Here is a 12,422-nt window from a genome sequence, read left to right as displayed (position 1 = left end):
CTCTCGGACTGATCACTGACCCACTGTTACCCGCCTTTCGCCCGTATACGGCGTGCTCTCGCTCACGCTCCTTGCCGAGACGGTCGCGACGCCGTACAAGGTGTACGTGGCGGACGAGAGAGCGAGCGTCATGGACCAGCAGGAGCGGGCGCGGCGGGCGGCGGCCGCACGGCAGGTGGCCGGTGACCTCGCCGCGAGGGACATCACCGGCATCGCGGTCACGTGGGTGGACACCTCCGGCGTCACGCGGGTCAAGGCGGTGCCGCTCTCGCGCCTGGAGCACGCGGCGGCCTGGGGCATCGGCATGTCCCCCGTGTTCGACGCGTTCCTGGTCGACGACTCGATCACGAGCGGTCGCTTCGCGGGCGGCCCCGTCGGCGACCTGCGGCTGCACCCCGACCTGGACCGGCTCACCGTGATGGCCGCCATGCCCGGCTGGGCGTGGGCGCCCGCGGACCGCTACGACCAGGAGGGGCGGCGGCATCCGCTCGACGCGCGCTTCCTGGCCCGGCGCGAGGTCGAGCGGCTGGCCGCCGAGGGCCTGGCGGTCAAGGCCGCGTTCGAGGTCGAGTGGGCCGTCTCGCTCGGCGACGGCGACGAGTTCACCCCCGCCTGCTCCGGTCCCGCGTACGGCATGACGCGGCTGGCCGAACGGTCGGACTACCTGCGCGACGTGGTGGAGGCGCTGTCGGCGGCGGGGGTCGCGGTGGAGCAGATCCACCCCGAGTACGCCGCGGGACAGTACGAGGTGTCGGTCGCGCCCGCCGGCCCGGTCGCCGCGGCCGACACGTTCGTCCTGGTCCGCGAGACGATCCGCGCGGTCAGCCTGGCCCACGACCTGCGCGCGACGTTCGCCCCCAAGGTGGTCGCCGACGGCGTCGGCAACGGCGCGCACGTCCATCTGAGCCTGTGGCGCCAGGGCGAGAACCTGATGTCCGGCGGCGCGGGCCGGTTCGGCCTGACGGCGGACGCCGACGGTTTCGCCGCGGGAATCCTGTCGCGGCTTCCGGCGCTCCTGGCGATCGGCGCGCCGTCCGTCGCCAGCTACCTGCGGCTCGTGCCCTTCCACTGGGCCGGGGCGTACGCGTGCTGGGGGCTGGAGAACCGGGAGGCGGCGCTGCGGTTCGTCACCGGCGCGGTCGGCGACCGGGACCAGGCGGCCAACCTGGAGGTCAAGTGCTTCGACGGGGCCGCCAACCCCTACCTCGTCATGGCGGCGCTCCTGGCCGCGGGCCGCGCGGGCCGGAACGGGGACGAGGCGCTCCCCGAGCCGATCGACGTCGACCCGGCGTCGCTCGACGACGTCCCCCCGTTGCCGCCGTCGCTGGACGAGGTGGTCGAGGCGTTCGAGGCCGACGACGTGCTGAGAGAGGCGCTGGGCGAGGAGCTGATCGACACCGTCGCGGTCGTCCGGCGGAGCGAGATCGCGCTGTTCGACGGCCTGCCGCCCGAAGAGATCGCCGCGCGCACGCGGTGGAGGTACTAGACCGGCGAAAACAGCATGGCATGATGACGCGCGTGTCCGATCCGGCGGGAGTGGTCCTCCGTAGGTACGCCCAGTTCGCGCTCGACCGGCTGGTCACGACGGTGCCGGCGGCCGTCGTGCTGGTGCTCGGCCTGCGCTGGACGCTGCACCTGCCCCGGAACGAGGGCCGGATGACGCCCGCGTACCTCGCGATGGCCGGCTTCCTGCTCGTCGTCCTGGTCGGCAACTGGTTCGTCGAGGTGTGGGTGCCGCACCGCTGGCTCGGCGGCACCCCGGGCATGCGCTGCCTCGGGCTGCGGGTGGTGACCGAGCGCGGCGAGACGCCCGGCCTGCGCGCGTACCTGATCCGCTGGGCCATGATGATCGTGGACGGCTACTTCTTCGGCCTGGTGGGGGCGCTCTCCATCGCGCTCAGCCCGCGTCACCAGCGGTTCGGTGACATGGTGGCGCGCACTCTCGTCGTACGCCGCGCCTGAGCCGGGTTCACTCGACCAGGCGGCTCTCCCAGGCCCAGATGGCGACCTCGGTACGGTTGCGGACCCCGAGCTTGCGCTGGACGCCGTTCAGGTGCGTCTTGACCGTGGACAGTGAGATGACGAGCGCGTCACCGATCTCGGCGTTGGTCATGCCGCGGGCCACGGCCCGTACGACCTCCAGCTCGCGCGTGGTCAGGGGCTCGGCCGGCCGGGCCGCGCCGGAGGCCGGGCGGGCGAACCGCGCCAGCAGGCGCGTCGTGATCGACGGCGAGACCATCGACTCGCCCTCGGAGGCGGCGCGCACGGCCTCGACGAGGAGCCGCGGCCCGGCGTCCTTGAGCAGGAAGCCGCACGCGCCCGCACGCAGCGCCGAGTAGACGTTCTCGTCCTCGTCGTAGGTGGTGACGACCACGACGCGCATCGGCTGGGGCACGTCCGGGCCGGCCAGCAGGCGCGTGGCCTGGATGCCGTCGATGCGCGGCATGCGGATGTCCATGAGCGTCACGTCGGGCCGCAGTTCGCGGGCCAGGCTCACCGCCGCCTCGCCGTCGGGCGCCTCGCCGACCACGTCGATGTCGGGTTCGGCGTCGAGGATCAGCCGGAACCCGGTGCGCACCATCGCCTGGTCGTCGGCGACGAGGACGCGGATGCTCATGAGTCCTCGTTCCTCGGAGGAGAGACCATGGGCGCCGCGTCGCCTGTTCGCTCACTGCGTTCGCTCATGGGGCTCCTGGCGGTCGAGGGGGAGGCGTACCGTGATCCGCCATCGTCGTCCGGACTCCGCACCGGCGCGGAGTGTACCGCCGAGCGCGCTGACGCGTTCGCCCATGCCGACCAGCCCGTACCCGGATCCCCCGCCGGACGGTTCGCGGGCGCCGTCGTTGAGGACCTCCAGGTGGAGCACGTCGGCGGCCGGGTCGTGCTGCACCCGCGCGGAAACGCGTACGTCCGTCGCGTCCGGCGCGTGCCGGCGGACGTTGGTCAGCGCCTCGAGGACCACCCGGTGGACCGTCGTGATCAGCGCGGGCGCGGGATCGAGCCGGTCCAGGTCACCGGGCAGGTCCGTGACGACCCCGTCGTGGCCGGCGGCGGCGTCGAGCACGGCCGCGCGGATGCCGGAGGCGGGCGGCGCGGGCTCCTGGCCGGTGTCCTCACGGAGCATGCCGACGAGCCGCCGCATCGCCGTCAGGGCGTTCGATCCGGCCTCCTCGATCTCGCGGAAGACGTCGTCGTCCGGCTCGGCCGACCGGCCGGCGAGCACCCGCGCGGCCTGGGCCCGTACGACGATGCCGGTGACGTGGTGCGCGACGAAGTCGTGCAGCTCGCGGGCCATGCGCAGCCGTTCGGCCGTACGGGCCTCGGCGAGGGCGGCCCGGCGGCGGGTGTCGGCGTCGCGCAGGATCAGGCCGACGGCCAGTGAGCCGCCCCACAGCAGTGCGGCGGGTACCGCGATCAGCGCGGTGGGCGATCCGACGCCGTACCGCAGCACCGGGGCGGCGGTCATCGCGACGCCGCCGCAGACGGCGAGGCCCACGGCTGCCGTACGGCCGGTCCGCCGGCATCCGGCGCCGACGAGCAGGGCGAGCGCGAGCGTCTCGGTGACGCCCGGAGCCGTGGCGGACGGGTGTGCCAGGGCGGCGATCGCGGTGTCCAGCAGGCTGATCGCGACGACACCGCCGCCGAGCGGCCCGATCCAGTCGGTGAAGCGGCGGCGCAGCACGGCCAGTACGGCCGCCACCGGCCCGAACGCGGTCGCCGTCGCGGTGGCCAGCCCCGCCGCGAGGCCGCCCGTACCGGAGGAACCGGCGACCGCCACACTGTCGGCCACCAGGCACAGCGCCAGGGCGGCGATCTCGGCGACGATCGGGCCACGGCGGACGACGGTTCCTGCTGGGCCGTCCTCAGATCGCGCACCGGTCATGCCATCGAGGATGCCGTCTTCTTCCGGTACCCGGATCGGCCGAAAGTTCGAGAGAACGGCGCCAGGACCGAACCCGCGACCGAGGCGGACCGGGGCGACCGCTCGGCAGGATGCGAAGCGACCGGAAACGCCGACAGAGAAGGTGGTTCGATGATGTCCGAGGAGAGGGAGCCCTGGCCCGCCGACGACCCGTGGTACCGGTTCACGCCGAGGAACCTCGCCGTCGGTTACCTGAGCCTGTTCGCCGCGCTGATCTGCCTGGGCTGGAGCGTCATGAGCCTGCTCGACGACGACACCGGCGTCCGGCAGACGATCTTCTTCGCGATATTCGGAGCGGTCGCGGTGTTCTGGCTGGTCCGCACCACGAACGGCCTCAGGGTGCTCCTGCGCCGCCGTTCCGGCCGGTAGTCACGTCGAGGTCTTCGAGCGGGCCACCTGGTGGAGGGCGTCGAGGCCGGGCGCCTCCCGCTCGGTCGCGTCGGCCGCGATCCGGCCGGCGCGCGGATGCTCGGGTGCGCCGATCCAGTGGTGCAGGGCCGCCAATGCGGTCAGCCCCTCCTCCTTCGCCCGTTCGAGCCGGAGGAACCACGGATACTCGGCGAGGTTCCCTTCGGCACCCGCGTCGACGCGTGCGACGAAGTGGGCGGCGTCCCCGCTGACCGACGCCCACAGATAACCGATGACCTTCTCGTCCTTGGTGACCGGAAGATAGCGGACCGGTGATTCGGTCCGGAACCCGTATCCCCGCCGCCGCAGGGTGAACGGCGACAGCTCGGCGTCCGGCGCGGTCTCGTCCGGGAAGTCACTCACGACATCGGCCTCCGTGAGTCAGTGTGGGAGCACGACGCCGTAAAGGTCCGTCGTACCGTCGGGATTCACCGTCACGCGCGTGATCCGGTAGGGCGTTCCGGGCGCGAGAGTGATCTCGTACATGTCATTGAACGCCGAGCACAGTCCACGCGTTCCCGCAGGCAGGTCGAGGTGGAGGGTGTAGGGGTACCGCCCGGCGGCATCGGTATGGGCCCAGTATCCGGTGTCGCCCAGCGAGACCGACATGAAGCCGGGCTCCACCTGCACCGTGTTCTCCAGCGCCTTCAGGTTGTCGGGGTTCTGCCGGTCGAAGCCCTCCATGAAGTAGACGCTCCGCAGGCTACGGCTGGTGGCCACCCCTTCCGGCAGCTGCTTGTCCGTCAGCTGCTGCAACTGCGCGATCGTCCCGCCGAGCTCATCGACGGTCGGAAAGTGGCCGTAGTTCACATACAGCTCACGCACGTAATGCATGTTGCTGTGGAGGTAGCTCTGCCAGTACTGCAGGCGTTCCCCCATCGACTCACTGGCCAGAAGATCCCTGCGGAGGGGGGCGAGCTCAGGCGAATCACTGAAGATGATCGAGTGATAATTCACCCTCATGGGATCGTCGAAGAGGGCGAGGGGCGCCCCGGGCGTGATCCCGTCCCACCACTCGCCCAGCTCGGCAGGAGTCCGCCCGTTGCTCCTCATCCTCAGGATCGTGTTGTACGGCCAGGGGGTCCGCTGATAGTTGGTGACCACGCCGAGGTCGTCGAAGGCGACATCGCTGAAGTGCACGGTCCCGAGGTATGCGTTGCCGTAGCGCGCCACGTCATCGGCGGAGGCGAAGCGACGGATTCCGTCGTCCCCGAGCCGGCCCGGCATCGAGGGAACGTGTTCCGCGTCGGGAACGGCGATGCGCCACGCGGAGTCCGGCATGTGGAGGTGTACGTCGCCGTTCGGGCCGATCCGGGTCTCGCCCGTCGGATAGATGATCGGCGTGAGGGTCTCGTTGGCGATCGCTCGGGCGACACCGTCGTCGAGCGGCGTGACCGAGCGGAAGACATGGCCCGCGGCCCTGTAGTTGCCGATCAGCCTGCCCAGGGCCTGCGGCTCCAGACCATGGGCGCGGAGGAACTCGTCGACGCTCCCGCCGGAGACACCGAAGTCGTGCACGCCCTGAAGAGGGCGGATGGAGGGCGCCGCGGACGCGTCCGCCGCGTTCACCTTGTACAGCTCACCCGACTCGAGCCTGAGCGCGATCTTGTCCCGGAACTCCCAGTAATCCTTGGGCAGTCCGTAGGACGGCTTGGGAGACGGTGGGATGGACAGATCCGTCGCGAGGGACTTGAGGTGCCGGATCGCGCGGGGTGGAGCATCGGCGGCCGGCGGGTCGGCGAGGAAGAGCCGGCGGGCGGGCTCCTGCGTGCCGATCCGCTCCTCGGGCGGGAGTCGCTGTTCGGCCAGCACGTGTGCGGGCGTGTCGGACCACGTGATGACCTGACGGTGTCCGACCAGGTCCGACACGTCGACCGCGGTGCCGGTGCGGAACACCACCTCGGTCGAGCCCAGGTGACCCGCACCCTCGGTCAGCACGCTCCCCACGGTGACGTCCTCACCGGCCGCGAGTGCCGTGAGGTGGTCGTCCGCCGGGCGGGCGTACACGGTGGTGTCGCCCTCGACCTGGAACGGGCCCAGTGCCTCTTTCGCCGCCTGTTCCCTCCCGGCCGCCTCGGCGCGGACCTGGGGATCGTCGCTGTGCAGCCCGTCGTTCAGCCGCTTGATCCCGTCGGGCGCCAGCACGTCCTCGACCGCCGCGCGCTGCTCCGCGGGCAGGTCGCGGGCCCATGCCTCCGTCGTACCGCCGAGGGCGCGGCTGCGGTGCGTCAACCAGTCCGGTGTTCCCGGCCGGCCGGTGGGACCGTTCTTGGCGAAGGCGCCGATGCCGGCCATCGCCAGGCCGGCCTCGACGGCCTGCACCGGATCGACGTGGCCGTGGTCGAACGCCAACTGGGTGGCCATCGTCGCGGCGGTGCCCGTGCCGGCGGTGACCCCGAACCGAGCGGCGACACCGGTGAGGCCGGGCGCGTTCATCGCGTCGGCGACCGCGGTGACGGGGCCGTACCGGCCGGCGAGACGGGTGATCCCCGCTTCGATGCCACCGGCGACCACGCCCATCGTCACGCCTTCGCCCGCGGACAGGAGCGTTTCTCCGACGTTCCAGCCGTGCTGCAGATGCTCCTGTCGCCATGCCTCCTGGTGCGCGGCGTCCAGCGCGACGAACACCAGCACCGCCTTGCTGCAGGAGAGAAGGAAGAGGTACAGCTTCCGGCCCTGGAAGGCGATCTGGATCCGGGCGAGCAGCGCACCGCCGGGTCCGAAGCTGGTGAGCAGCGTGAGGCCGACGATGAAGACGGCCGAGTAGACGAACTGAAGCTGGGCGGCCGCGATCGTGTTGGCGACCGTCCGGCAGTTGTCGCCGAGGCCCTTGGCGTCCGCGCTCAGCCGCGACAGCACGCCGTCGTGGCCGGCCAGGGAGTTCACGGCCCGGGTGTAGGCGTCGGTGGCCTCGCCGCCGTTGGCGGCGACCACCGTGTTCGTGTGGCGGGCCAACGCGGCGCCCGCCTGGTTCAGGGCGGCCGAGACGTCGTGCAACGCTTCGTGGATCCGGGCGACCTTGTCGGAGTGCCCGTCGGCCCACTCGCACTGAAGCCCGAGCATCTCCAGCAGTCCCAGCGCCGTCCTCACCGCACCGGGCGCCGGAATGGGGTGGATGATGCTGTCCGGCAGTGCTTCGAGCTGGTAAACGTCGTCCTGGGCCACCTTGGCCAGCGTGCTCTGCGCACGCTGTATGTCCTCTGCGACGACCGCGGCCGAGGCGTTCTCCGCATCCTGGTAGTTCACCCCGGTGACGATCTGCCCGTGCCCGGCCACCCGCACGAGGTTCACGACGAGCACCAGGCGAGCCAGCAGGTCGTCCCGGGCCACCCGGAACCCCACCGACCCGCCCGAGCCGTTGAAGGCCGGGCGCCCGACGAAACCGTCGCTGCCGAAACACTGTCCGACCTCGACCAACGTGTCATGGAGGCGGTCCACCGCGTCGGCGAGCGTGTCACCGGCACCCAGGTACGCCCGGCCCGAACGTGCCCAGGAGGCGGGCGCCGCCTCGTAACCGCTCATGCGCCGGCCGCCCGGAACGGCGACAACGACAATCCGCACGTACGGCGACATTCGGCCATGATCGCCCAACCTAACCCCATAACGTCCGGCGCCGGTAGCCGATCGCGGAAGCGGTGAACCGGAGTTCAGGCGACCTTCGGAACGCGGTCCAGCTCGACGCCGAACAACGATCGGTAGGCGGCGAGCACCTCATCGTCGCCGGTGAGCTCCCGCTCGTCGCGCTCGGCGCCGGTCGTACGGATGAGGGTGCGTCCGCTCAGGGTCACGCGGCCCGACTCGGTGAGCATCGAGCAGACGACCGAGCGGGTGAAGTGCGACTTCGGTGAGGTGCGGTGCCACCAGCAGCCGGCCTCGAAGTCGCCCAGCGCGCGGGGCCGGGTCTCCAGGCGGTACGCCGGCCGGCCGTCCTTGCTGACGTCGAGGTCGCCCTCGGGCGTCTCGGCGATCCGGAAGACGCCGCCGGGATCCGGCTGGTCGCCCCGGACGTCCAGCCGCAGCGGGTGGTGCGCGTGGTCGCCGAAGCCGACGTCGGCGAGCCACGGTCCGACCCGCAGCGCCAGGTGGTCGTACGGCACGCCGAGCCGCTCACCGTCGAACACACGCGCCGCGAGGATCTCGACGTCGAAGCCGAGCGCGGCGAGCAGCGTCCCGAACGCCCCGCCCAACTCGTAGCAGAACCCGCCGCGCCTTCGGTCGACGACCTTGGCGACGAGCGCCTCGGGGTCCAGGACGATGTCCTCGCCGAGATGGATGCTCAGGTTCTCGAAGGGCACCGCGAGCAGGTGACGGAGATGCAGGTCGCGCAGCGCCTCGCCGTCGGGCCGCGCCGGGCGTGCGGCCCCGATCCGGGCGAGGTAGGCGTCCACCCAGGAGTCGTTCATGGCGCCATTCCCCCACACTGAGGGACGCGGACGCCATCGGCCGTGAGTCCTAGGCTCAGCCGCGGAACAACTCCGACCTCGGACCCATGATGATCCGGTCGCCGGGTACGAGAGTCCGCATGATGCCGCGCAGCCGGGCCTCGTCGATCGCGATGCAGCCCGCCGTCGGGGACGTGCCGCCGACGTGGAAGAAGATGGCCGAGCCGTGACCGGGCACCGGCTTGGGCCGGTTGTAGTCGATCACGGCCGCCTGCCGGTACGACCCGAGCTGCATGATGGTGGACAGGTCCTCATCCGTCTGACCACAGGTGCCCGAGTAGTAGTCGTTGTAGTGGCTCTCGCCGGGCGTGGCGCCCCAGCAGTCGCCGGACTCGCGCAGCGTGCGGTACGGCAGCCGCGTGCCGGGATTGCCCATGCCGAACGCCTGGGTGAAGGTGAAGGAGCCGGTCGGGCTCTTGCCGTCGCCCTCGCGCTTCTGCCCGGGCCGGGCGAAGCCGTTCGCGCCGGCGCGCCCCTGCGTCTCGGTGACCTTCGTCCACGAACGCCCCTTCTTGGCGCATTCGGTGACGACGACGTAATTCGAGGCGTAGTCCGACGAGACCGCCAGAACCAGGTGCTGTGCGCTGCCGGTGGGGTACCGCAGCCTGCCCTGGGAGATCGCCGAACAGGGGTCGAACGGCGCGGCGGCGGCCGGGGGGCCGAGAGCCGTGAGCGCCGCGAGCGCGGCGCCCCCGGCCAGCGCGATCGACGCCAGCGTCCTGTAGTTCACCGCTCCTCCAAAGGCGCGCCGGTACCAACGGGCTACGCACGCGCGATCCGGCGTTTTAGTCTGTCTGCATGATGAATCTTCCTGAGCGGCGCGAGATGCGCATCTCGGACGCCGATCGGGACGACGTCGCCGCGATTCTCCGCGAAGCAGCCGGGGAAGGCCGCCTTGACCTGGAAGAACTCGACGAGCGACTCAGCGCAGTGTACGCCGCGAAAACGTATGGTGACCTCGAGCCCATCACCCGTGACCTGCCGCAAGAGTCCCACTCCGCGCCACGGGCCCCCTCCCGCGACCGGTTCGGCGGCACGCCCACCTCGACGATGGGCATCGCGATCCTCGGGGGCTTCGAGCGCAAGGGCGGGTGGGTGGCGCCCGAGACGTTCAACGCGGTGGCGTTCTGCGGCGGCGGCGTCGTGGACCTGCGCGAGGCGCGCTTCTCCGGCCCGCAGGTCACCATCCGGGCGTACGCCGTGATGGGCGGGGTCCACATTATCGTCCCGGAGGACGCCGAGGTGCACGTCGGCGGCCTCGGCATCATGGGCGGCTTCGACACACGGGCGACCGGCCCCGGCGCGCCGGGCGCACCACGGATCGTCGTCACCGGCGTGGCGTTCTGGGGCGGCGTCAGCGTCGAGCGCAAGGCGACGGAGGCGGAGCTCAAACGCCGCAAGCTCGAACGCAAGGAGCAGAGGCGCGAACAGCGCCGACAGCTCGGACAGTGAGACGGTCCCGCTCTCACCTGGTGAGAGCGGGACCGTCTCGTCCCCCTGATCCTTCAGCGCCAACGGACGGCCCCGCGCCCTTCCCGCGCCCTTCCCGCGCCCTTCCCGCGCCCCTCCCGCGCCCCTCCCGCGCCCCTCCCGCGCCCCTCCCGCCCGGGGGCTCCAGCCCACTTCCAGTGTCCAGGGCGAGGAGCGGTGGCGGAAGGTGCGCGGGGCGGCTGTGGATAACCTCCGGCTGGTCACTCCTCCGGGCGGGCACGCAGTGGCAGTAGGAACGCCGTGCCGAACGTCAGCGCCAGCAGGCCGACCTCGATCCACAGCGTGAGGTTCATCGACTGCCCGAACCCGCGCTTGGCCGACTGCTCGGCGGCGCGCACCGCCGCCAGCCGTACGGGCGCCTCGGCGGTGCGCAGCTCCCCCTCGAGCCGTACGCACGAGGGCGGCACCTGCTCCTGGTCCTTGGCGGCCGCCCGGTCGTGGCCGCAGGTGCGCAGCGCGGCGACCAGGTGGTCGCGGGCCGGTCCCTCAACGCCGGCCGCGGCGAGGGTCCGGGGCGCGACCGCGTCGGTGGCACTGGCGACGTGGCCGCCGAGGAACCCGAAGAACAGCGTGCCGAGTACCGCGACGCCGAGAGCGCTGCCGAGCTGCTGTACGGCGGTGAGCGCGCCGGACGCCGAGCCGGTCTCGTGCGTCTCCACGCCGGCGAGGACGATGGCGAAGAACGGCGCCATCAGCACACCCATCCCCAGACCGGTCAGGGTGAGCGCGGGGATCAGCTGCCAGGGTGACACGTCGACACCGGCCAGGTGCAGCGTGACGACGACGGCCACGACACCGGCGGCCATGACGACGATGCCGGCGTGGATCACCGTACGGCCGAACTTCTGGAAGGCCTGGGCGACGCCGAACCCGCCGACCATGCCGACCGAGAGCGGCAGGCCGACGAGGCCCGCCTTGAGCGGGGAGTAACCGAGACCCAGCTGGGTGAACAGGCTGAAGACCAGCGAGAACCCGGAGATGCCGGCGAAGAACACGATCCCGACGATCAGGCCGCCGGTGAAGCCGCGCTTGCGGAACAGGCCAGGCTCGACCAGCGGGTCACCGCCCATACGCCGCTTGCGCGCCTCGTACCAGCCGAAGAAGCCGAAGAGGGCGACCGCGACGGCCATCGAGACGAAGGTCCACGCGGGCCAGCCGAGCTCGCGGCCCTGGACCAGGGGGTAGACGACCAGAAGTGAGGCCAGTCCGGCCAGCACCACGCCGACCAGGTCGAGCCGTGGCGGCCGGGCCGACCGCGACTCCGGCAGGAACCGCAGGCCGCCGAGCACCGCGAGCAGCCCTAGCGGCAGGTTGATCAGGAAGATCATGCGCCAGCCGGTGCCGAAGTAGTCGGCGTCGATCAGCCAGCCGGCCAGCACCGGGCCGCCGACCGACGACAGGCCCATGACCGGCCCGAACATGCCGAACGCCGACGACATCTCCTGCTCGGAGAACATCTCCTTGATCAGGCCCAGGCCCTGGGGGAGCATCACGGCGCCGAAGAGCCCCTGCATTCCTCGGCACACGATCAGCATCTCCGGCGACTGCGAGACCGCGCACAGGAGCGAGCCGACGGTGAAGCCCAGCGCGCCGATCAGGAACATGCGCCGGCGCCCGACGATGTCGCCCAGCCGGCCGCCGGTGATCAGGCCGACCGCCATGGCCAGCGTGTACGCGGCGCCGAGCCACTGGATCGTGCTCGCGCCGCCGCCGATGTCGGCCCGGATGGACGGCGCCGCGATGTTCGTGATCAAGGCGTCGAGCAGGTCCATGACCTCGGCGGCCAGCAGGACGAACAGCGCGATCCAGCGCAGGGGGTACGGCTCACGGGCCGCTACGGGCCCGGTAGGGGGCGCGGTCGACGTGGTCATGGTCTCCTCCGGTGTCGCGAGAAACGCAAGGTCCCTGAACGCCGATCGCTTTAGGAACGCCGTTCGTTTACGATGAACAGAGTTCCGCCACGCTCAGGCGATGGCAGGGTGTCTCGTTAAGAGAGAAGATATATCGCGTTCCTCGCGAGGGTCAAGACATATCGCGAGAGGCGCCCTGTAGGCGGTCAGGACGCTGCTGGACGGCACCTGTGTGACCTTCGCCGAAAGGGACAAGGCCGAGGAGGCGGCCGTCAGCGGCGCCGTACTGCCACCCGGAGCCGCTGGGGC

General features: G+C 71.5%; 11 protein-coding genes. 4 read left to right on the top strand and 7 right to left on the bottom strand.

Features of this window, described 5'->3' with window-relative positions; all coding sequences use genetic code 11:
- The first annotated feature begins 52 nt into the window (after positions 1-52).
- Positions 53-1,486 carry a type I glutamate--ammonia ligase gene (locus QSK37_RS34885; protein ID WP_285629581.1) on the top strand — a complete coding sequence of 478 codons (1,434 nt, stop codon included), beginning with the start codon at positions 53-55 and terminating at the stop codon, positions 1,484-1,486.
- 32 nt (positions 1,487-1,518) lie between these two features.
- Positions 1,519-1,962, top strand: a complete 444-nt coding sequence (locus QSK37_RS34880) for an RDD family protein (RefSeq protein ID WP_285629580.1) — start codon at positions 1,519-1,521, stop codon at positions 1,960-1,962.
- 7 nt (positions 1,963-1,969) lie between these two features.
- Here QSK37_RS34880 and QSK37_RS34875 read toward each other — a convergent pair whose 3' ends face one another.
- Positions 1,970-2,617, bottom strand: coding sequence for a response regulator (locus tag QSK37_RS34875; RefSeq protein WP_285629579.1), 648 nt, complete (start codon positions 2,615-2,617; stop codon positions 1,970-1,972).
- A 51-nt stretch (positions 2,618-2,668) separates the two neighbouring features.
- Positions 2,669-3,883, bottom strand: a complete 1,215-nt coding sequence (locus QSK37_RS34870; protein WP_285629578.1) for a sensor histidine kinase — start codon at positions 3,881-3,883, stop codon at positions 2,669-2,671.
- 153 nt (positions 3,884-4,036) lie between these two features.
- Between QSK37_RS34870 and QSK37_RS34865 the strand changes: the two genes are divergently transcribed.
- The gene (locus QSK37_RS34865; RefSeq protein WP_285629577.1) at positions 4,037-4,291 is read left to right on the top strand and encodes a hypothetical protein; all 255 of its coding nucleotides are present in this window, start codon (positions 4,037-4,039) and stop codon (positions 4,289-4,291) included.
- On the opposite strand, the gene QSK37_RS34860 is transcribed toward QSK37_RS34865, so the two are convergent.
- The 4 genes from QSK37_RS34860 to QSK37_RS34845 form a co-directional block, all read right to left on the bottom strand.
- Positions 4,292-4,693 (bottom strand): hypothetical protein, encoded by a 402-nt coding sequence (locus tag QSK37_RS34860; RefSeq protein ID WP_285629576.1) that lies wholly within the window; start codon positions 4,691-4,693, stop codon positions 4,292-4,294.
- A gap of 18 nt (positions 4,694-4,711) precedes the next feature.
- Positions 4,712-7,891, bottom strand: a complete 3,180-nt coding sequence (locus QSK37_RS34855; protein WP_285629575.1) for a WXG100-like domain-containing protein — start codon at positions 7,889-7,891, stop codon at positions 4,712-4,714.
- 86 nt (positions 7,892-7,977) lie between these two features.
- Positions 7,978-8,733, bottom strand: a complete 756-nt coding sequence (locus tag QSK37_RS34850) for an arylamine N-acetyltransferase family protein (protein WP_285629574.1) — start codon at positions 8,731-8,733, stop codon at positions 7,978-7,980.
- A gap of 55 nt (positions 8,734-8,788) precedes the next feature.
- On the bottom strand, positions 8,789-9,502 hold the full coding sequence (locus QSK37_RS34845; protein ID WP_285629573.1) for a L,D-transpeptidase family protein: 714 nt from the start codon (positions 9,500-9,502) through the stop codon (positions 8,789-8,791).
- 68 nt (positions 9,503-9,570) lie between these two features.
- On the opposite strand from QSK37_RS34845, the gene QSK37_RS34840 reads away from it, so the two are divergent.
- The gene (locus tag QSK37_RS34840; RefSeq protein WP_285629572.1) at positions 9,571-10,224 is read left to right on the top strand and encodes a DUF1707 SHOCT-like domain-containing protein; all 654 of its coding nucleotides are present in this window, start codon (positions 9,571-9,573) and stop codon (positions 10,222-10,224) included.
- Between the two features lie 239 nt (positions 10,225-10,463).
- Here the strand turns inward: QSK37_RS34840 and QSK37_RS34835 are convergent, their stop codons facing one another.
- Positions 10,464-12,134 (bottom strand): MFS transporter, encoded by a 1,671-nt coding sequence (locus QSK37_RS34835; RefSeq protein WP_285629571.1) that lies wholly within the window; start codon positions 12,132-12,134, stop codon positions 10,464-10,466.
- Positions 12,135-12,422: the final 288 nt, after the last annotated feature.

Source organism: Actinoallomurus iriomotensis, assembly GCF_030269445.1.
GTDB classification, from domain to species: Bacteria; Actinomycetota; Actinomycetes; order Streptosporangiales; family Streptosporangiaceae; genus Actinoallomurus; species Actinoallomurus iriomotensis.
This window is presented reverse-complemented; position numbering and strand designations above follow the sequence as displayed.

Excerpts from the sequence above, each read along its gene's own strand:
- QSK37_RS34875 (WP_285629579.1), bottom strand. The coding sequence starts at position 2,617 with ATGAGCATCCGCGTCCTCGTCGCCGACGACCAGGCGATGGTGCGCACC.
- QSK37_RS34870 (WP_285629578.1), bottom strand. The coding sequence starts at position 3,883 with ATGACCGGTGCGCGATCTGAGGACGGCCCAGCAGGAACCGTCGTCCGC.
- QSK37_RS34865 (WP_285629577.1), top strand. The coding sequence starts at position 4,037 with ATGTCCGAGGAGAGGGAGCCCTGGCCCGCCGACGACCCGTGGTACCGG.
- QSK37_RS34850 (WP_285629574.1), bottom strand. The coding sequence starts at position 8,733 with ATGAACGACTCCTGGGTGGACGCCTACCTCGCCCGGATCGGGGCCGCA.
- QSK37_RS34840 (WP_285629572.1), top strand. The coding sequence starts at position 9,571 with ATGATGAATCTTCCTGAGCGGCGCGAGATGCGCATCTCGGACGCCGAT.
- QSK37_RS34835 (WP_285629571.1), bottom strand. The coding sequence starts at position 12,134 with ATGACCACGTCGACCGCGCCCCCTACCGGGCCCGTAGCGGCCCGTGAG.